Annotated in this window: 17 protein-coding genes and 3 tRNA genes; 14 read left to right on the top strand and 6 right to left on the bottom strand. The window is 71.7% G+C overall.

Annotation, left to right across the window (positions count from 1 at the left end; genetic code table 11):
• Positions 1-45 precede the first annotated feature (45 nt).
• On the top strand, positions 46-993 hold the full coding sequence (locus AC3IYI_RS20135; protein WP_489405086.1) for a trypsin-like serine peptidase: 948 nt from the start codon (positions 46-48) through the stop codon (positions 991-993).
• Positions 994-1,050: 57 nt separating this feature from the next.
• Positions 1,051-1,138, top strand: a tRNA-Ser gene (locus tag AC3IYI_RS20130).
• A gap of 96 nt (positions 1,139-1,234) precedes the next feature.
• Here the strand turns inward: AC3IYI_RS20130 and AC3IYI_RS20125 are convergent.
• The 3 genes from AC3IYI_RS20125 to AC3IYI_RS20115 all read right to left on the bottom strand — a co-directional run bounded on the left by AC3IYI_RS20125 (position 1,235) and on the right by AC3IYI_RS20115 (position 4,004).
• Entirely contained in the window at positions 1,235-2,005 is a 771-nt protein-coding gene (locus tag AC3IYI_RS20125; RefSeq protein ID WP_489405085.1) for an alpha/beta fold hydrolase, read from the bottom strand.
• A gap of 68 nt (positions 2,006-2,073) precedes the next feature.
• Positions 2,074-2,694 carry a hypothetical protein gene (locus tag AC3IYI_RS20120; protein WP_489405084.1) on the bottom strand — a complete coding sequence of 207 codons (621 nt, stop codon included), beginning with the start codon at positions 2,692-2,694 and terminating at the stop codon, positions 2,074-2,076.
• A gap of 101 nt (positions 2,695-2,795) precedes the next feature.
• Entirely contained in the window at positions 2,796-4,004 is a 1,209-nt protein-coding gene (locus AC3IYI_RS20115) for an FAD-dependent monooxygenase (protein ID WP_489405083.1), read from the bottom strand.
• Positions 4,005-4,298: 294 nt separating this feature from the next.
• Between AC3IYI_RS20115 and AC3IYI_RS20110 the strand changes: the two genes are divergently transcribed.
• The 9 genes from AC3IYI_RS20110 to AC3IYI_RS20070 all read left to right on the top strand — a co-directional run bounded on the left by AC3IYI_RS20110 (position 4,299) and on the right by AC3IYI_RS20070 (position 13,367).
• Positions 4,299-4,715, top strand: coding sequence for a DUF6344 domain-containing protein (locus AC3IYI_RS20110; protein WP_489405082.1), 417 nt, complete (start codon positions 4,299-4,301; stop codon positions 4,713-4,715).
• Positions 4,716-5,476: 761 nt separating this feature from the next.
• Entirely contained in the window at positions 5,477-5,788 is a 312-nt protein-coding gene (locus AC3IYI_RS20105; RefSeq protein WP_243331303.1) for a hypothetical protein, read from the top strand.
• Between the two features lie 182 nt (positions 5,789-5,970).
• On the top strand, positions 5,971-7,128 hold the full coding sequence (locus AC3IYI_RS20100) for an acyl-CoA dehydrogenase family protein (RefSeq protein WP_489405081.1): 1,158 nt from the start codon (positions 5,971-5,973) through the stop codon (positions 7,126-7,128).
• Entirely contained in the window at positions 7,125-8,159 is a 1,035-nt protein-coding gene (locus AC3IYI_RS20095) for a bifunctional MaoC family dehydratase N-terminal/OB-fold nucleic acid binding domain-containing protein (RefSeq protein ID WP_489405080.1), read from the top strand. Before AC3IYI_RS20100 ends, AC3IYI_RS20095 begins: the two co-directional genes overlap by 4 nt.
• Positions 8,159-9,229 (top strand): acyl-CoA dehydrogenase family protein, encoded by a 1,071-nt coding sequence (locus tag AC3IYI_RS20090; RefSeq protein ID WP_489405079.1) that lies wholly within the window; start codon positions 8,159-8,161, stop codon positions 9,227-9,229. The genes AC3IYI_RS20095 and AC3IYI_RS20090 overlap by 1 nt, the downstream gene beginning before the upstream one ends.
• Complete coding sequence (locus tag AC3IYI_RS20085) at positions 9,226-9,666, top strand: MaoC family dehydratase (RefSeq protein WP_489405078.1); 441 nt, start codon at positions 9,226-9,228, stop codon at positions 9,664-9,666. Before AC3IYI_RS20090 ends, AC3IYI_RS20085 begins: the two co-directional genes overlap by 4 nt.
• The gene (locus AC3IYI_RS20080; protein ID WP_489405077.1) at positions 9,663-10,829 is read left to right on the top strand and encodes a lipid-transfer protein; all 1,167 of its coding nucleotides are present in this window, start codon (positions 9,663-9,665) and stop codon (positions 10,827-10,829) included. Before AC3IYI_RS20085 ends, AC3IYI_RS20080 begins: the two co-directional genes overlap by 4 nt.
• A 213-nt stretch (positions 10,830-11,042) precedes the next feature.
• Positions 11,043-11,576 (top strand): SigE family RNA polymerase sigma factor, encoded by a 534-nt coding sequence (locus AC3IYI_RS20075; RefSeq protein WP_250738541.1) that lies wholly within the window; start codon positions 11,043-11,045, stop codon positions 11,574-11,576.
• Positions 11,577-11,717: 141 nt separating this feature from the next.
• Positions 11,718-13,367, top strand: coding sequence for a long-chain fatty acid--CoA ligase (locus tag AC3IYI_RS20070; protein WP_489405076.1), 1,650 nt, complete (start codon positions 11,718-11,720; stop codon positions 13,365-13,367).
• 21 nt (positions 13,368-13,388) lie between these two features.
• On the opposite strand, the gene AC3IYI_RS20065 is transcribed toward AC3IYI_RS20070, so the two are convergent.
• The 3 genes from AC3IYI_RS20065 to AC3IYI_RS20055 form a co-directional block, all read right to left on the bottom strand.
• Positions 13,389-13,967: an antibiotic biosynthesis monooxygenase gene (locus tag AC3IYI_RS20065; RefSeq protein ID WP_266956816.1), complete on the bottom strand. Its 579-nt coding sequence runs from the start codon at positions 13,965-13,967 to the stop codon at positions 13,389-13,391.
• A 13-nt stretch (positions 13,968-13,980) separates the two neighbouring features.
• On the bottom strand, positions 13,981-17,454 hold the full coding sequence (locus tag AC3IYI_RS20060) for a response regulator (protein ID WP_489411447.1): 3,474 nt from the start codon (positions 17,452-17,454) through the stop codon (positions 13,981-13,983).
• Positions 17,455-17,573: 119 nt separating this feature from the next.
• The gene (locus AC3IYI_RS20055) at positions 17,574-18,002 is read right to left on the bottom strand and encodes an SSI family serine proteinase inhibitor (RefSeq protein ID WP_489411446.1); all 429 of its coding nucleotides are present in this window, start codon (positions 18,000-18,002) and stop codon (positions 17,574-17,576) included.
• Between the two features lie 186 nt (positions 18,003-18,188).
• Between AC3IYI_RS20055 and AC3IYI_RS20050 the strand changes: the two genes are divergently transcribed.
• The 3 genes from AC3IYI_RS20050 (at position 18,189) to AC3IYI_RS20040 (ending at position 19,222) form a co-directional block, all read left to right on the top strand.
• Positions 18,189-18,279, top strand: a tRNA-Ser gene (locus tag AC3IYI_RS20050).
• Between the two features lie 239 nt (positions 18,280-18,518).
• Positions 18,519-18,591: transfer RNA gene (locus tag AC3IYI_RS20045), tRNA-Arg, on the top strand.
• Positions 18,592-18,856: 265 nt separating this feature from the next.
• Positions 18,857-19,222 carry a PH domain-containing protein gene (locus tag AC3IYI_RS20040; RefSeq protein WP_254381969.1) on the top strand — a complete coding sequence of 122 codons (366 nt, stop codon included), beginning with the start codon at positions 18,857-18,859 and terminating at the stop codon, positions 19,220-19,222.
• Positions 19,223-19,308: the final 86 nt, after the last annotated feature.

Raw genomic sequence — 19,308 nt, 5'->3', positions numbered from 1 at the left:
CCGCACCGACAACTCTTCATCCGGGCACGGCAGAAGGAGTCATGCGTGAATCGCCATCGGACAGCCATATCGGTCTTACTCGCGACGGGAGCCCTGCTCGCGGGTACCTTGACGGCGGCCTCCCCCTCGGCCGCCGCGCAGCGCCCCGCCCCGGGCTCCTGGTCGGCCGAGCGGATGCGGGCCGCCACCCCGCTGGACATCACGGCCACCCCGGGCATTGCCGCCCCGGGCGCGGCCGCCCGTACGGCGCCCACCACCGCGGAGCGCCCCACGACGATCGCCCCGACCCCCGCCGGCGCTTCCCCCGCGGCCTTCCCCCAGCCGGGCGGAGCCTGGACGGCCGGTGGCGCGGTGGTCAAAACCTCGGGCCGGGTCTTCTTCACCTTCAACGGGAAGAGCGCCTCCTGCTCGGGCGACTCGATCACCAGCGCCAACGGCAGCACGGTGATCACCGCCGGCCACTGCGTGAAGTACCAGGGCGCCTGGCACACCGACTGGATCTTCGTCCCGGGATACGACAACGGAAACGCGCCCTACGGGCAGTGGACGGCCACCAAGACCTTCGCGACCGACCAGTGGGTGGCGAGCGAGGACATGAACATGGACGTCGGTCTGGCGGTCGTCGCCCCGCTGAACGGACGGACGCTCAGCCAGACCGTCGGAGCCCAGGGCATCGTCTTCAACGGCGGGTACAACAAGAAGATGTACGCCTTCGGCTTCCCGGCAGCGGCCCCGTACGACGGCACCAAGCTCGTGTACTGCAGCGGCAACACCGGCAAGGACTTCCTGCTGACCAAGGACCACAGCCTGCCGTGCAACATGACCGGCGGCTCCAGCGGCGGCCCCTGGTTCCAGGACTTCAACGAGGCGACCGGCCTGGGCACCCAGGTCTCCGTGAACAGCTTCGGCTACACGTTCCTCCCGAACCGCATGTTCGGACCGTACTTCGGCAACGAGGCGAAGGCGGCCTACGACAAGGCCCAGATCGCCTGACCCTCCGAGAATCCCCAGCGCCGCCCACCCCCACCGCCCGGTACTCTGTACCCGCCAGGTGGGTTGCCCGAGCGGCCTAAGGGAACGGTCTTGAAAACCGTCGTGGCGCGAGTCACCGTGGGTTCAAATCCCACACCCACCGCCAAGTCAAGAAGCAGCAGGTCAGAGGGCGGGTACCCGATTCGGGTGCCCGCCCTCCGGCCATGTGTGGGCCAGGGCTCGGGCCGTTGGAACAGGTTCCTCAGTCCGCGGCAAGGGCATCCGCGACGGCCCGGGCGAAGCCTTCGGGGTTGTCGAGCATGATGTTGTGCCCGCAGTCCGGGATGGAGACGACCGCCACTCCAGCGGCCTCCAGGGCCTCGGTCCCGGGGAGGCTGCCGTCCTCGGCCGGGAGCAGGTAGCTGCGCGGGATCTTCAGCCGCAACAGCACCTCGCGCATCGTCGGCGTCGTGCCCGCCGCCAGGTGGACGGCGCTGCGGTGCAGGGCGACGCGGCCCGCCAGCCGCATTGTGGACCACCAGTGCGCGCTGACCCGGTCGCGCACCTCGGTCCAGCCGCCGGCCAGGAACTCCTGCTCGGTGTAGGTGGCGAGCCCGCTGCTGCCCGTGGCGGCGGGGTCGGGCGGGGTCGGGTCCAGGTTGGCGTCGACCAGCACCAGCCGGGAGACGAGGTGGGGGTGCCGGTCGGCCAGCACGATGGCGACAGCGCCTCCCATACTGTGCGCGATCAGTTCGGCGGCGCCGGTGCCGGCCTGCTCCAGCGCGGCGGCGAGGGCGTCGGCATGCGCTTCCAGCGTGTACGAGAAGTCCTCCGGCCGGTCGCTGTGCCCGTGCCCCAGGAGGTCGATCAGCAGGGATCGCCGCCCGGCGAGCAGCGGATGCACGGCGCTCGCCGCGAAGTATGCGGGCGAGGTGGATCCCAGCCCGTGCACGTAGACCCGCGCGGGTCCGCCCCCCGGCAGTTCGGCCCAGCGGATCTGGTCACCATTCGGCGTGACGACGGCACTTCGCATCCTGAACTCCCCCAAGTCGATGTGGATCACGAGCGTAGTGGCTCGCCTCCCGCGCACGAGCTGTGGAGTCAGCCGAACCAGACGACCAGGCGGACGCCCTCGTCGCCGTGCAGGCCGGCCAAGGTCCGCATGACGGACCAGACGGCGCCCCAGTCGCTCTCGGGCACCGTGTCCCTGCGCCGGAGGGGGCCGATGCGGAACAGACGGTCGCCGTCGGGCCACTCCGTGCCCTCCGGGTGGGCGCGGGCCGCGTGGTGGAGGGCTTGGGTGTCGGTGATGCCGGAGAGCTCGGTGAAGCGGTTGAGGTCGGTGTTCCTGCCGTACAGCTCCCAGGTTCCGTCGGCGCCGCGGCGGTACTCGTGGACGCAGTCGTCGACCTCGTTCGAGAATTCGTCCCAGTCCACGGCCGCCAGCTCCGCCCAGGTGATCCAGGACGAGCCCCTCGAATCCCTGCCCCATGCATCGAGGGCGGTGCGGCTCTCCTGGGACGCGTCCTCGGGGAGGCCGCGGTAGTCGGCGAGCGGACGGAACGCGGTGGGCTCGCGCACGCCGAACAGCGACCCGAAGGCGGCGTAAGAACGGCCGTTGTAGAGGTCCGCGATGTCGGCGGCCTTGTTCCAGCTGCGGTCGTCCTCGTCCAGCCAGCGATCCCAGCGGCACTCGATGAAGCCGTAGATGTCTGTCCCCATGCCGGGAATTCTGCTCGGTGGGGCGGCATCGGGCGAGGGATTTGCCGTGTCCCCGCCGGGGCAGCGGTGGGTGCCCGGGCGGGCACCCACCGCCCGTCGGGTCAGTAGTCCTTGAGGGTGATGGAGTTCGCGGCCTTCTGGATCGGCTCCATGACCTTGGCCATCATCCGCTCCTTGCCCGGCAGGCGGCCCAGGAGGGAGAGGATGGTCAGCTGGACCGAGATCTGGCGCTTGGTCCGCATGACCATGTGCTTGATGTTCGAGGGGCCGAGCTTCTGGTTCTCCTCCGCGAAGCGGCGCATCTCGCGTTCGTACGCCGCGAAGCCGGTCCCGTGGTCCCCGCCGGCCGCCGCGAGCTCGCCCGCCAGGACGTAGGCACCGACCAGGGCCAGGCTCGTGCCCTGGCCGGAGGCGGGCGAGGCGCAGTACGCGGAGTCGCCGACCAGGGCGGTGCGGCCCTTGGACCAGCGGTCCAGGTGGGCCTGGCTGAGGGAGTCGAAGTAGAAGTCCGGGGCCTCGTCCAGTGCCGCGAGGAGCCGGGGCACCTCCCAGGCCTCGCCCGCGTACGCCTCCGCGAGCAGCTTCTTCTGCTGGGGGACGTCGTGGCGGTCGTACTCCAGCGGCCCCGAGGCGAAGAGGAACATCGCCTTCGCGCCGGTGTCTTTGGCCGTGCTGTACGTCAGGGCCGTGCGCAGGGGGGAGACGTAGGTCAGCTCCCAGCGGTCGAGGTCGAGGTGGTTGGGGACGCTGTAGATCGAGACGTAGTAGCCCAGGTCCCGGATGAAGCGCTCCTCGGGGCCGAAGACCAGTGCCCGGGTGTGGGAGTGCAGCCCGTCGGCGCCGACGACCAGGTCGAAGACGCGGCGCTCACCGCTGTCGAAGGCCACCTCGATGCCGGCCGCGGTCTCCGTGGCGGAGGCGATGGAGTCGCCGAAGAGGTACTCGACACCGTCGGCTCCGTCGACGGTGAGGTCGTAGAGGATCCGGTTGAGGTCACCGCGCAGGATCTCCGCGTCGTGGCCCGCGCGGCCGCCGAAGGTGTCGCCGTCCAGCGTCGCCACCCGCTTGCCGGCCGCGTTGACGATGGAGCCGCCCTGGACGTCGGTCCGCTGGGCGCGGACCGCTTCGAGAACCCCGGCGCGGGAGACCACGTCGAGCGCGGCACCCCGGATGTCGATCTTGTAGCCGCCCTCACGGAGAGCGGAGGCGCGCTCGACCACGGTCGGCCGGAAGCCGTGGTGGCGCAGCCAGTGGGCCAAGGCGGTACCCGCGATGCCGGCACCCGATATCAGTACGTTTCGGTTCTGCATGGAAACCTGGTCCCCCGACCATGAGAAGAAGATCCGCGCGCCGTGGGTGGAGCATGCTGGTCGGGCTGAGTGGATGTCAACATCCGCCCAGAGAAGGGGAGATGGAGATCTTCCGGCGGAGTTCCGGCCCGTCGTCAGGTAAGGATCCAGAGGGGTGGGATTGTGCGATTAGCCCCTTTGAGTGGTGTTTGTCGGAAGAGCGGCGCGGGGCGTGGAGGCGTTCCGGTTGCGCCCGCATCATGACGAATGTATTCAGATCCGCCCGTCGGAACATCGCGAAAAGAGGGACCCGTCATGGCTCACCGCAGCACCATCACGTCGATCTGGACCACCGTCCTCGCGGCCCTCGTGGCCCTCCTCACCTCCCTCGGCTTCGGCGGTAAGGCCGCCCAGGCCGCCACCACCCCGCTCTCCTCCTCCCCCGCCGCCGCCCCCGCGGCCGTCGCGGCGAACCGGCCGGCCTTCATGGCCCGGCGGACCTGGAGGGCGATGATGCGCGGTGGTTCGCTCCCGCCCACCATCAAGCAGCGCATCCGTGCCGAGGCCCACGGCAAGACCCCGTCCGTCCGCCGCTCCACCACCGCCCTGGCCGCCGGCTCCGGAGCCGAGTTCGATTCCGAGTCCGGAGTGGACGGCAGCGTCCGTAGCGCCGCGATCGCCGCAGCGGCCCGGGTCGCAGCCGCCCGCCGGGAGATGGCGCTCGCCGCGTAGCACGCCTCGGCACGGAGTACTCGTACGGCGCAGATGTGGGACCCGTTGAGCGCAGGGCCCGTTAACCGCAGGACGCAGGACGCAGGACGCAGGACGCAGGACGCAGGACGCAGGACGCAGGACGCAGTGCGCGCAGGTGCAAGGTGTAGGGCCCAGTGCGCGGCGCCCAGTACCCAGTACCCAGGACACAGCAGCACCCGGAACCAGTACCAGACCAGTACCAGCACCCCCAGTACGCCGCAGCATGCAGGAGCAACGCAGGAGCAACGCAGCAGAACGCGAGAGCAACGCAGCGCAGGCGCTGGAGCCCGGTCGGTCGGTGTGAGTAGGCCGCGACCGCGGATCGCGCCGTGAAGGTGCCCCGGAGCGGGGCACAGCGGGAAGGCCCCGGCGAGCGCCGGGGGCGTGCAGGGGGCGTGAAGCTTGGCAGCGCAGGGCCGCAGGCCAGGGAGACGGTGGGGTTCCCGGACGGCGCGGCCCTTTTCGGCATGTCCGGGGCCGGCCGGTTGGCGGAACGGTTCAGCCCTTCCCCGGCAGGGGTTTCGGCGGGTCTCGAGGCGTTGACCTGGGGCGCCGGGGGCGCGAATGGGGTTTATCCGATGTTGGTCATACTTGCGGGGGAATCGAGGACTCCGGGGTGGTTCGCCGGGGATTCGGTGGGCAACTCTGATCTCGCGACGTCGTCACCACACGGAACGACCGAGGCGGTCGGCCAACTGCCTTGGAGTACACCCCACTTCGGTTTTCTGGAGGATAAAGACATGGCAAGCATCCGTACCGCCCGCGTCATCGCCGCCGTCGCCGCTCTCCCCCTCGCCGTCGCCCTCTTCGGCGGGGTGGCCTCGGCCGACAACGGCTCCTTCGCGAACGACGGATCGAATGCGAGCGTCGCCAGCATCATCGGCAGCGGCGTGGGTGGCAACAACCACGGCAACTCCTCCACCTCGCAGCAGGTGGCCACCGGATCCGGCGCGTCCAACCAGAACAACACCGCGCAGGTCAACGGCTCGGCCTTCACCGCGATCGAACAGCACAACTCCAACGTCGCGGTGAACTTCTACCCCTGGTGGTAGCCGCGGCCTGAGCCGCACCGACTGACCAGGGCGCCTGCGCGACCGGACCGGCTGGGGTCCGGTAGTGCAGGCGCCCTCGGGCGTTTTACGTGCTCCGTCACAGCGCCCCGGCCTTGACATCCACGTGGAATCTGACGGACAGTCAGCTTCACTTGATGATGTGATGCCGGGAGGCCAGCGCCGTGCACCTCGCCCCGACCGAAGGCCAGTTGCGGCTCCGCGCCGAGCTGCGGGAGTACTTCGGAAACCTGCTGCCGGACGGGCTGCCCCAGGACCCCGCCGAGCAGCGCGCACTACTGCGCCGGATCGGCGCCGACGGACTCCTCGGCCTCGGCTGGCCCGTCGAGTACGGAGGCCAGGGCCGCGGCCCGGACGAGCAGTTCGTGTTCTTCGACGAGGCCTACCGGGCCGGTGCCCCCGTCTCCATGGTCACCCTCAACACCGTCGGCCCGACCCTGATGAAGTACGGGACGCAGGAGCAGAAGGACTACTTTCTGCCCCGGATCCTCAAGGGCGAACTCGTCTTCGCCATCGGCTACTCCGAGCCCGAGGCGGGCACCGACCTCGCCTCCCTGCGCACCAGGGCCGTCCGGGACGACGAGGGCTGGCTGATCGACGGCCAGAAGATCTTCACCTCCAACGCCCAGAACGCCGACTGGATCTGGCTCGCCTGCCGCACCGACCCGCAGGCCCCCAAGCACAAGGGCATCTCCATCATCCTGGTGCCCACCGACGCCCCCGGCTTCGCCTGGACCCCGATCGACACCGTCGGCGGGCTGACCACGACGGCCACGTACTACGACTCCATCCGCGTGCCCGCCGGCAACCTCGTCGGCCCGGAGCACGGCGGCTGGGGCCTGATCACCAACCAGCTCAACCACGAACGCGTCGCCCTCGCCGCCATCGGCATGCAGGCCGAGGACTTCTACCAGGGCGCGCTCGACCACGCCCGTACCCCCGACCCGGTCACCGGCGAGCGCCCCGCAGACCGTCCCTGGGTGCAGTCGCGGCTCGCCGAGGCCCATGCGCGCCTCGCCGCCGTACGCCTCCTCAACTGGCGCCTCGTCCAGGACGTCGGCGCCGGCACCCTGGCCCCGGGCGACGCGAGCGGGGTGAAGTTCCTGGGTACCGAGTCCACCGTCGAGGTGTACCGGATCTGCCAGGAGGTGGTGGGGGAGGAGGCGCTCATCCGGGGGTCAGGCCCCGAGGTCTTCGCGGGCGGTGAGCTGGAGCGGATGAACAGGGCCGCCCAGATCAACACCTTCGGGGGCGGCGTCAGCGAGGTCCAGCGGGAGATCGTCGCCATGATGCGGCTCGGCATGAAGGGAAGGAAGCGATGACCGCCACGCCCGCCACCGGAGCATCGGAAGCGGAGACGGGAGCGAAATCGGGAGCGGAGACGGGAGCGGAGACGGAAGCAGCGCGCTTCCACACCCTGCTCACGGCCTTCGAAGGGCAGCCCGCCGCCACCGGCGGCCAGGGCAAGGACGCGGTCAACAAGCCGATGATCCGCCACTGGTGCGAGGCGATGGGCGATGCCAACCCCGCCTACACCGGGCCGGACGCCATCGCCCCGCCCACCATGCTCCAGGCATGGACGATGGGCGGGCTCTCCGGACACGCCGGCCGCTCCTCGGCCTACGACGACCTCCTCGCGCTGCTCGACGGCGCGGGCTGCACCTCCGTCGTCGCCACCGACTGCGAGCAGGAGTACCTGAGGCCGCTGCGCCCCGGCGACGCGATCACCTTCGACGCCGTCATCGAATCGGTGTCGCCGCGCAAGACGACCAAGCTGGGCACCGGCCACTTCGTGACCACCCGCATGGACGTCCGCGCGAACGGCGAACTCGCCGGGACGCACCGCTTCCGGATCCTCAAGTACGTCCCGGCGGCGAAGAAGCCCACCGAGCCGGCGGAGAAGAACGCCACCGAGCCGGCGGCGAAGAAGACCACCGAGCCCGGCAAGAAGCCCGCCCAGCGCCCCCGCCCCGTGATCAACCGCGACAACCAGGGGTTCTGGGACGGTGTCCGCGAGCACAGGCTCCTGATCCAGCGCTGCACCGCCTGCGCGACGCTCCGCTTCCCCTGGCTCCCCGGCTGCAACACCTGCGGGAGCCCGGACTGGGACACGGTTGAGGCATCCGGCGCCGGCACGGTGTTCTCGTACGTGGTCATGCACCACCCGCCCTTCCCCGCCTTCGACCCGCCCTACGCGGTGGCTCTCGTCGAACTCGCCGAAGGGGTCCGCATGGTCAGCAACATCACCGGCGTTCCGTACGACAAGGTCCGCATCGGGCTGCCCGTGCGCCTGGAGTTCCTGCGCGTGGACGAGGAACTGGAACTGCCCGTCTTCCGGGGGAGCGAAGCCTGATGGACTTCCACCCCACCGAGGAACAGGCCGCCGCGGCCGGACTCGCCGCCCGGATCTTCGGCGACCTCGCCACCCACGACCGCCTCGGCGCCTCCGGCACCGGCAGCGACGCCGAGCTGTGGAAGGCCCTCACCACCGCCGGGCTGACCGCCGCCGTCGAGGACGTCGGCCTGCTCGGACTGGTGCTCCTGCTGGAGGAACAGGGCCGCACGACCGCGCAGGTCCCGTACGCCGTCACGTGCGTGTACGGGATCCTCGCCCTGACCCGGCACGGCAGCGACGAGCAGCGCGCCCGGCTGCTCCCCGCGCTCGGCTCCGGCGACGCGGTCGCCACCGGAGCCTTCCCGGACCGGGGCCGGATCACCGCTTCGCCGGACGGCCGGCTCACCGGCAGCGCCCCCGCCGTGCCCTGGCTGCGCGAGGCCACGCACGTCCTGGTCCCGGACGCGGCGGGAGCCCTGTGGCTCGTATGGACGGACGCGCCCGGGGTGCACGCGGAGCCGGTGGAGACCACCGCTCCCTGGTCGGCCGGAGCCCTGACGCTGGTCGCCGCCGAGGCGGAACGGGTCGGCGGGGAGGGTGCCTACGCGGACGTGCTGGCCGTCGCCCGTACCGCCTTCGCCGGCCTCCAGGCGGGGGTCTGCGCGGGCTCGCTCGCCCGCGCCGTGGAGTACACCTCCACCCGCGAGCAGTTCGGCCGGCCGCTCTCCACCAACCAGGGGGTCATGCTGCGCGCGGCCGACGCCTACATGGACACCGAGGCGATACGGGTCACCGCGTACGAGGCGGCCTGGCGCATGGACGAGGGGTTCCCGGCGGGCGAGCACGCGCTGACGGCGGCCTGGTGGGCCTCGGAAGCGGGCAAACGGGTCGTCCACGCGGGCCAGCACCTGCACGGCGGCATGGGCGCCGACCTCGACCACCCCGTGCACCGGCACTTCCTGTGGGGACGCCAGCTCGACGCGTACCTGGGCTGCGGCAGCGAACTGCTGGCCGAGCTCGGCGCGGTCCTGTCCGAAGACACGCCCGAATGCACGCCCGAATCCACGCCCGAGGGGGACGAGGCATGAACATCGGCGACACACTGCCGCCGCTGGAGATACCGGTCAGCCGCACCCTGATCGTCGCGGGCGCGATCGCCTCCCGCGACTACCAGGACGTGCACCACGACGCGGTGCTCGCGCGGGAGAAGGGCTCCCCGGACATCTTCATGAACATCCTGACGACCAACGGCCTGGTCGGCCGGTACATCACCGACCACCTCGGCCCGCGCGCGGTCCTGCGCAAGGTCGCGATCCGCCTCGGTGCCCCGAACTACCCCGGCGACACCATGACGCTGACCGGCACCGTCACCGCCCTCGACGGGGACACCGCCGAGATCCGCGTGGTCGGCGCCAACGGCATCGGCCACCACGTCACGGGCACCGTCACCGTCACGCTGGACGGCGTGCCGTCCGGCCCGGGTCCCGCGCAGGACACCCTCGGCACCCCGGAGGGCACGGCATGAGCGTCCGCACCCGTGACCAGCTCGGCGGCCGCGCCGCCATCGCCGGCATCGGCGCGACCGAGTTCTCCAAGGACTCCGGCCGCAGTGAGCTCAAGCTGGCCGTCGAAGCCGTGCACGCGGCCCTCGACGACGCCGGGCTCACCCCCGCCGACGTGGACGGCATGGTCACCTTCACGATGGACACGAGCCCCGAGATCACGGTCGCCCAGGCGGCCGGCATCGGGGACCTCTCCTTCTTCTCCCGCATCCACTACGGCGGCGGCGCCGCCTGCGCCACCGTCCAGCAGGCCGCCCTCGCCGTCGCCACCGGGGTCGCGGAGGTGGTGGTCTGCTACCGCGCCTTCAACGAACGCTCCGGCCGCCGCTTCGGCTCCGGCGTCCAGCAGCGCGAACCCTCGGCGGAGGGCGCGGCGCTCGGCTGGTCGCTGCCCTGGGGGCTGCTCACCCCGGCCTCCTGGGTGGCCATGACGGCCCAGCGCTACCTGCACGCCTACAACCTGACCCCGGAGGCCTTCGGCCACGTCGCGGTCACCGACCGCCGGCACGCCGCGAACAATCCGGCCGCCTACTTCTACGGCAAGCCCATCACCCTCGCCGACCACGCCGCCTCGCGCTGGATCGTCGAGCCGCTGCGGCTGCTCGACTGCTGCCAGGAGACGGACGGCGGCCAGGCCATCGTCGTCACCACCCCGGAGCGGGCCCGCGACCTGCGGCAGAAGCCCGCCGTGATCACGGCGGCGGCGCAGGGTGCGGGCCGCCGACAGGAGGCCATGTCCTCCTTCTACCGGGACGGCCTCACGGGGCTGCCGGAAATGGACGTGGTCGCCCGCCAGCTGTGGCGGACCAGTGGGCTGCGACCCTCGGACATCGACGTCGGCATCCTCTACGACCACTTCACGCCCTTCGTGCTGATGCAGCTGGAGGAGTTCGGCTTCTGCGCGCCGGGGGAGGCGGTCGATTTCGTGGCCGCGGACGCGCTGCCGCTCAACACCCACGGAGGCCAGCTCGGAGAGGCGTACCTGCACGGCATGAACGGCATCGCCGAGGCGGTCCGCCAGCTGCGCGGAACCTCCGTCAACCAGGTGCCCGGCGCCGTCCACGCCCTGGTCACCGCCGGTACCGGGGTCCCGACCTCCGGGCTGATCCTGGGCGCGGACGGCTGACCCCACCCGCCGCGGACGACTGACCCCACCCGCCGCGGACGACTGACCGGCCGGCCGTGGACGGCTACTGAGCCTGCCGGCCCCCTCGGGCGGAAGCCCCGCCTCCTCCACCTTCAGGAGGTGGGGCGGGCCCCACCCCTACAACCTGAGGGGGATCCCGCTTCGGCACCTGCGGCCGATCCGGTGGGGCCGCGCCGCTCCTAGCGTGGAGGCATGACCACGCCTGTGTGCACGCTCGCCTCGAATCCGACGCCGTACCCGTCGTTCTCGGCGTACGTCCGGACCCGCGGCACGGTCCTGATGCGCACCGCGCGCTCGCTCACCGCCAACCCCTGCGACGCCGAGGACCTCCTCCAGACGGCGCTGGCCAAGACCTACGTCGCGTGGGACCGCATCGAGGACCACCGCGCCCTGGACGGGTACGTCCGCCGGGCCCTCGTCAACACCCGCACCAGCCAGTGGCGCAAGCGCAAGGTCGACGAGTTCGTCTGCGACGAGCTCCCCGAAGCCGACGAGCCGCCGGCCGCCGACCCCGCCGAGGCACAGGCGCTGCGCGACGCGATGTGGCGCGCGGTGACCCGGCTGCCCGACCGGCAGCGGGCGATGGTGGTCCTGCGCTACTACGAGGACCTGAGCGAGGCCCAGACCGCCGAGCTGCTCGGCGTCTCCGTGGGCACCGTCAAGAGCGCCGTCTCCCGGGCGCTGGTCAAGCTCCGCGAGGACCCGGAACTGACACCCGTCCGCTGAGTCCGGCCCCGCCCGGCCGATGTTTCACGTGAAACAACGCCCGCGTTTCTACTCTTGGGTAGTGACATGCCGACCGGTACGTGCGCAGAATCGCAGCATCCGTAGCCGCCGCAGCGCCGCAGCGCTCACCGGGAGGACGCTTTGCTGAGCACCATGCAGGACGTACCACTCCTCGTCACCCGCATACTGCAGCACGGGATGACGATCCACGGGAAGTCCCAGGTCACGACCTGGACCGGGGAGGCCGAGCCGCACCGTCGCAGCTTCGCCGAGATCGGGACCCGTGCCACGCGCCTGGCCAACGCCCTGCGCGACGAGCTGGGCGTCCAGCAGGACGACCGCGTCGCGACCCTGATGTGGAACAACGCCGAGCACGTCGAGGCGTACTTCGCGATCCCCTCCATGGGTGCCGTCCTGCACACGCTGAACCTGCGGCTCCCTCCCGAGCAGCTGGTCTTCATCGTCAACCACGCGGCCGACAAGGTCGTCCTGGTCAACGGCACCCTGCTGCCGTTGCTCGTCCCGCTGCTGCCGCACCTGCCGACCATCGAGCACGTCGTGGTCGCGGGCATCGGCGACCGCTCCGCGCTGGAGGGCCTCGGCGTGCGCGTGCACGAGTACGAGGAGCTCCTGGCGGGCCGCCCGGACACCTACGACTGGCCCGAGCTGGACGAGCGCCAGGCCGCGGCCATGTGCTACACCTCCGGCACCACCGGGGACCCGAAGGGCGTCGTCTACTCCCACCGGTCCATCTACCTGCACTCCATGCAGGTGAACATGGCCGAGTCGATGGGCCTGACCGACAAGGACACCTCCCTCGTCGTCGTCCCGCAGTTCCACGTCAATGCCTGGGGCCTGCCGCACGCCACCTTCATGACCGGCATCAACATGCTGATGCCGGACCGCTTCCTGCAGCCCGCCCCGCTCGCCGACATGATCGAGCGGGAGAAGCCCACGCACGCCGCGGCCGTCCCCACCCTCTGGCAGGGGCTGCTCGCCGAGGTCACCGCCAACCCGCGCGACCTGACCTCGATGAAGCAGGTCACCATCGGCGGCGCGGCCTGTCCGCCGGCCCTGATGGAGGCCTACGACAAGCTCGGCGTGCGCCTCTTCCACGCCTGGGGGATGACCGAGACCTCTCCGCTGGGCACCATGGCCCACCCGCCTGCCGGTCTGACCGCCGACGAGGAGTGGCCGTACCGCATCACGCAGGGCCGCTTCCCGGCGGGCGTCGAGGCCCGCCTGGTCGGCCCCGGCGGCGGCCTCCTGCCCTGGGACGGCGAGTCGGCGGGCGAGCTCGAGGTCCGCGGCAGCTGGATCGCGAGCTCCTACTACGGCGGCGTGGGCGGCGAGCCGACCCGCCCCGAGGACAAGTTCAGCGCGGACGGCTGGCTCAAGACCGGAGACGTCGGCGTGATCAGCCCCGACGGCTACCTCACCCTCACCGACCGCGCCAAGGACGTCATCAAGTCCGGCGGGGAGTGGATCTCCAGCGTGGAGCTGGAGAACGCGTTGATGGCCCACCCCGAGGTCGCCGAGGCGGCGGTCGTCGCCGTCCCGGACGACAAGTGGGACGAGCGCCCGCTGGCCACCGTCGTCCTGAAGGAGGGGGCCACCGTGGACTACGCGGGCCTGCGCGCCTTCCTCGGCCGGTCGATCGCCAAGTGGCAGCTGCCGGAGCGCTGGGCGTTCGTCGAGGCGGTGCCGAAGACGAGCGTCGGCAAGTTCGACAAGAAGGTGATCCGCAAGCAGTACGCGGACGGCGTCCTCGACGTCACCAAGCTCGACTGATACCCGTGGGGCCGGCGGTCCCTACTGCCCGCGCGTGAGCCAGGGCCGCAGCAGCTTGCTGATCGCGGGCATGGCCACGTAGGTCATCAGGGTGCTGAAGACGACGGCGAACGCGGCCGTCCGCAGCACGAAGTGCAGATTCACCAGGTACGGCCCGAGCAGCGCGTTGCCCGCGAGCGAGATCGGGAAGATGGCCAGCCCCGAGCTGATCGCCATCTTCCACCGCGGCGGCGCGGGCCGGGCCGTACCCGGCTTCGCGAACCAGGTCTCCATGCCGTGCAGTTCGCGCCGGGCTATCTCGGTGTGGTGGTGCCCGAGGCAGTTCGAGAACCAGGCGGCGCGCTCGGCGGAGTCCTGCCACCGCTGGAAGGCCGCCTGGTTGCGGAACCGGTGCACCAGGAACCAGGGCCCGCCCTCGACGGCCGGGCGGAACAGCCCGTACCCCAGGTGGTCGGGGAAGGCCGCGGCCGTCTCCAGGATCCCGTGGGCCCAGGCCTCGAAGTTCTCCTCGTGGCCCGGATCGACCTGTCGCGCGATGAGCAGGCTGACCTCCCCGTTGTCGGCGGGGACGGTCTGCTCGCTCGTGTCGATGATGGCCATGCGGCCAGAATGACTAGTTGGTGCCGATCTTGGCCAGCAGGTCCACGATGCGACCCTGCACGTCGGCAGAGGTGGACCGCTCGGCGAGGAACAGCACGCTCTCGCCCGAGGCCAGCCGCGGCAGTTCGGACGGCTCGATCCCGGTGGCCGTGTAGACGACCAGCGGGGTGTGGTTCAACTGCCCGTTGGCGCGCAGCCAGTCCACGATCCCGGCCCGGCGGCGGCGCACCTGCATCAGGTCCATCACCACCAGGTTCGGCCGCATCCGGGTCGCCAGCTCCACGGCGTCCGTATCGGCGTCGGCCCGCGCGACCTGCATGCCGCGCCGCTCCAGGGCGGTGGTCAGCGCGGTGGCGATCTCGTCGTGCTCCTCGATCAGCAGCACCCGGGAAGGGTGTTGCTCGCTGTCGCGCGGCGCGAGCGCCTTCAGGAGCACGGCCGGATCGGCGCCGTACGCGGCCTCGCGCGTGGCGTGCCCCAGCCCGGCCGTGACCAGTACGGGCACCTCGGCGGCCACCGCGGCCTGGCGCAGCGACTGCAGGGCGGTCCGGGTGATCGGTCCCGTCAGCGGGTCCACGAACAGCGCGGCGGGGAACGCGGCGATCTGCGCGTCGACCTCCTCACGGGAGTGCACGATCACCGGGCGGTAGCCGCGGTCGCTGAGTGCGGCCTGCGTCTGCGCGTCCGGAGCCGGCCAGACCAGGAGCCGGCGCGGGTTGTCCAGCGGCTCGGGCGGCAGCTCGTCGTCCACGGGACGGGGCACGGTCCGGTTGACCACCTCGACGGCGCCACCGGGCCCGTCCAGCGGCTCGGGGCCCTCGGCCGAGCCCGCCTCGGGGGCTCCTATGGCGAAGGCCCGGCCCTCGGGCGCGGGCTCCGCGAGCCGGCGCCGCCGGCCGGAGCCGTTCGTGTCGGTGGACCCGCCGCCCTGGCCGAGGCTGCCCAGCGCGCGGACGCTGATCGGCGCCCCGGCGGCCTCCGCGGGGGTGTCCTGCGGCTGCCGGGCTCCGGGTACGGCGATCTGCCCGCTGCCGTCCGAGTCCTCGGGGGCGGTACGGGCCGCCGGAACCGGCCAGGCCGGAGTGGCGGGCAGCGCACGCCGCCGCCCGGTGGGATGCGTCTCGGGGCCTACGGGGCCCTGCGCGCCCGCGTCCGGCCGCCCGGCGGCGGCTTCGGCGCCCTCGGAGTCGGTGCCGGGCGCGCTGAGCACCCGGCGCCCGCGCCGCCCGCCCGCGGCGTCGGCGTCGGCGTCGGAGGGGGCCTGCGGCGGCTGCGGCGGCGTCGGCCCGGCGGGCAGCGCGAAGCCGCCCTCCGGGGCGATGGGCCGTACGGGAGCGGGACCGGGACCGGGAGCGGGGGAGGACACAGGCGCCGGCATCGGAGTGGGCATCGGAGCAGGCATCGGCGCGGGCGTCGGCCCGAGCCCGGTCGCCGGCACCGGGCCGCCCGGTTGCGCCGGTCCCGCCGCGCCCAGGGCACGCCGCCGCCCGGCGGGGTGCTCCGTCAGCGGAACGGGGAGCCCCGGGAACGGCGGCACCGGTACGGGAGCCACCGGCACGGGCGGGAGCGCGGGCATGGCGGTCCCCTGCGGGGGCACGGGCCGCCCGGGGCCGCCCGGGCGGTCGTTGCCGCCACCGGAGTCGCCGCTGCCGTCGCTGCCGTCGCCGTTCTGGCCGCGGCGCCGCCCCGTGCCGCTACTGCCACCGAGGCCCGCCGGGTTCACGGGGGACTGGGCCAGTTCCGCGGGAGCGCCGTCGCCGGGCCGGGCAACCGCCCCGGCCTCGCCGCCCCGGCGCCGACCGGAGGGCAGCGCGAGCGCGCTCCCGCCGTCGGAGTCCTGGCCCGCCTTCGCCACGCCGGTGCCGGAACGGCTGCCGGAGCCGCCTTCGGCTCCCGTGCCGGCGGCAGCGTCGTCGTCGAGGAACGCGTCCACACCGCGCCGGGCCCGCCGGCCGCCGGAGACCTGCCCCGGGCCGCCCTCGGTCCCGGGAGCGGCCGGCGGAGCCTCCACCGGCTCGGGCAGGGTGACCGTCCCGGCTCCGGCGCCCAGCGGCAGTTCCAGTACGTACGCCCCGCCGGGAGCGCCCGGTACCTCCACCGTCTGCAGCACACCGCCGTGCGCTTCCACGATGCCCCGCACGATCGGCTCGTGCACCGGGTTGCCGCCCTCGTACGGGCCGCGCACCTCGATCCGTACGACCTCTCCGCGCTGCGCGGCGGCCACCACGATCGTCGAGTCCATGTACCCGCTGCCCTGGCGGGTCTTGCCGGTGGCGTCCACCCCGGCGACGTCCGCGACCAGGTGCGCGAGGGCGGTCGCGATCCGCTCCGCGTCCACCTCGGCCTCGATGGTCGGGGCGTGCACGGCGAACTGCGCGCGCCCGGGGCCGATGAGCTCGACCGCGCCGTCGACACCGGCCGCGACGACCCCGTCGATCAGCACCTTCTTCTTGTCGAGCTTCTCGCCACCCGCGTCCAGGCGCTGGAAGGCGAGCACGTTGTCGACCAGCGTGGTCATCCGGGAGTAGCCGGCGGCCAGATGGTGCAGGAGCTGGTTGGCCTCGGGCCAGAGCTGTCCCGCGTCGTCTGCGGCCAGCGTGGCCAGCTCCCCGCGCAGCTCCTCCAGCGGCCCGCGCAGGGAGTCTTCGAGGACGGACAGCAGCTGGGCGTGGCGCGCGGCCAGCGCGTCGTAGGAGCGCCGGTCGGTGAAGGTCATGACGGCGCCGACGAGCTGCTCCCCGTCGCGTACGGGAGAGGTGGTCAGGTCCACGGCGACGGGCTGCCCGGTCTTGTTCCACAGCACCTGGCCGCGGACCCGGTGCTTGCGTCCGCTGCGCAGGGTGTCGGCGAGCGGGGACTCCTCGAAGGGGAACGGCGAACCGTCGGCGCGCGAGTGCTGGACCAGCCCGTGCAGTTCGCGGTTGCCGAGGTCGGTGGCGCGGTAGCCGAGGATCTGGGCGGCGGCCGGATTGACCAGCACGACCCTGCCGTCGGTGTCCGTGCCGACGACGCCCTCGGCGGCGGCGCGCAGGATCATCTCGGTCTGGCGCTGGGAGCGGGCCAGCTCGGCCTCGGTGTCCACCGTCTGCGAGAGGTCCCGTACGACGAGCATCAGCAGCTCGTCGCCGGTGTACGAGGGCTGCGGCTCGCGGTAGGCGTCACTGCCGTCGAGATGGGCTGCGGTGACCTCGACGGGGAACTCGCTGCCGTCGGTGCGGCGGGCGACCATCCGTTTCGGGCGGGCGCGGCCACCCTCGTCCTCGCCGGGCCGGCGCATGGAGCCGGGGATCAGCTTGGAGTCGAACTCGGGCAGGAGGTCGAGCACGCCCCGGCCGACGAGCCCGGTACCGGGGCTCTCCATGACCTCGAGGGCGATCGAATTCGCGTTGACGACCGTGCCGTTGGCGTTGACGAGCAACAGCGCGTCCGGAAGAGCGTCGAGTATTGCTGCGAGGCGAGCAGCGCCTCGGGATGGCCTGCTGCTCACGACGAGCTTCCTCCCTGACCACAACTACCGGCATGTCACGGGAGGAGTCTAAGCGCACGGGCTCCCGGTGAGGGGGCGGATGCCCGGCGCATATCGCCCGACCCGGGCATCCTCCCAGGTCAGGAACGCCCACGTGGAAGCACAGGTTCCAAGTCGTTCCACCGGCGGATCTCGCATCCGTTCGTCCGGCGGAACCGGGACTCCACCCTGTGGCCATGCCACGTTCCGGTGATCCGGGCCGTGGCGCGGCCGCCGTCCTGCATGGTGCAGAGCTGATTCTCGGGCTCGGGAGCGAAGGGATCCTTCCCCTCGCGCGTGAGGGCTTCGAGGCGGGCGCAGGCGTCCTCGGCCCGCGGGTGGTTCCCGCCGGGCGGATCGCACTCCAGCCGGTACTCGCCGTCGGCCAGCGGGTTGCCCGTGTCGGCCACGAGGATGGTGAGCCGGTCGGGTGAGGCCAGCAGCCGGCTCAGGGGCGGCAGCGGGGGCAAGGGGCCCGCCGTTCCTGCGGCCAGAGCGGAGGCGACGGCGAAAGCGGCGAGACGCAGCATGGGGAACTCCAGGTCGTCCGTACGTCGTACGACAGACCAACGACGAGCCGGCGCCGACGTTCCGCACACGGGGGTGCTTAAGGCTTTGCTCTGCGGGCCGCCCTCCTTGTACCGTGGGAGCGGATTGGTGACCGGCCCCTGGCCTGTGTCATCATCTGCACGCACCTTCGTACGCGGGGGTGTGCTGGAGGCGTCGCCTAGTCCGGTCTATGGCGCCGCACTGCTAATGCGGTTTGGGGCTTACCCCCCATCGAGGGTTCAAATCCCTCCGCCTCCGCACTTCACGAAGCCCCGGTCCTTGCGGACCGGGGCTTCGGTGCGTTCGGGGTCCGGGAGGTGGCGGGATCTGCCCGCACGGACGCGCACCGGGGACGCCCCGGCACCCAACCGGATGATCTTCTTCCAGGCCATTTCTGCAGGTCAGAGCGGGTGGGGCTAATGGATTTCGCGTCCCGGCGAGGTCCATGTATTGTTGTTCTCGCAAGGCCAACGGGGCGCAAAACCCCGGCCAGCCAAGCACTCGTAGCTTAACGGATAGAGCATCTGACTACGGATCAGAAGGTTGCAGGTTCGAATCCTGCCGAGTGCACAGCCCAAGAGGCCCCCCGGTTCACCGGGGGGCCTCTTGTGTTGTCGTTCTCCTTTTCTCTTCCTCCTCGGCTCCCTCCCCGTCGCCTCCTTCCTCCTCCTCAGTGATGAGGCCTGGCTCCGGGGGGTTACCGGGTGAGGTGGCTCTGCCGGGTGACGCGGGGTGACGCGCGGCCCGGATACGGTTTCTTGGAGATCGACTCAACGGGGGATCTCGCCGGGGAATCTCACCGGGAGATCTCGCCGGGAAAACAGGGGGAACTCACATGGGACTGTTCGGGAACGCGCACGCCGTGGATCCGGCGTCGGCACACCGCGAGTACGCGCGGCTGCTGGGGCAGGGGGAGCAGGTGCACGCCGCGTATCTGCTGATCCGCGACACGATCCTGTTCACCGACCGGCGGCTCGTGCTCATCGACAAGCAGGGGCTCACGGGGAAGAAGGTGGAGTACCACTCGATTCCGTACCGGAGCATCACGCACTTCTCCGTGGAGACCGCCGGCCACTTCGACCTGGACGCGGAGCTGAAGATATGGCTCTCCGGGAGCTCGGCGCCGATAGCGAAGACCTTTACGAAGGGCGTCGACATCTATGAGGTCCAGGCGATCCTGACGCAGTTCGTCGCCCGCTAGCCGGGCCGGGGAGGAGAGGGAGGGGCCGGGCCGAACCCTGTTCGGTCACGGGGGGTGATTCCAGGATCGGGTAGCGTCTCCGCGAG

This window comes from Streptomyces sp. GL_148 (assembly GCF_057834205.1).
This window is presented reverse-complemented; position numbering and strand designations above follow the sequence as displayed.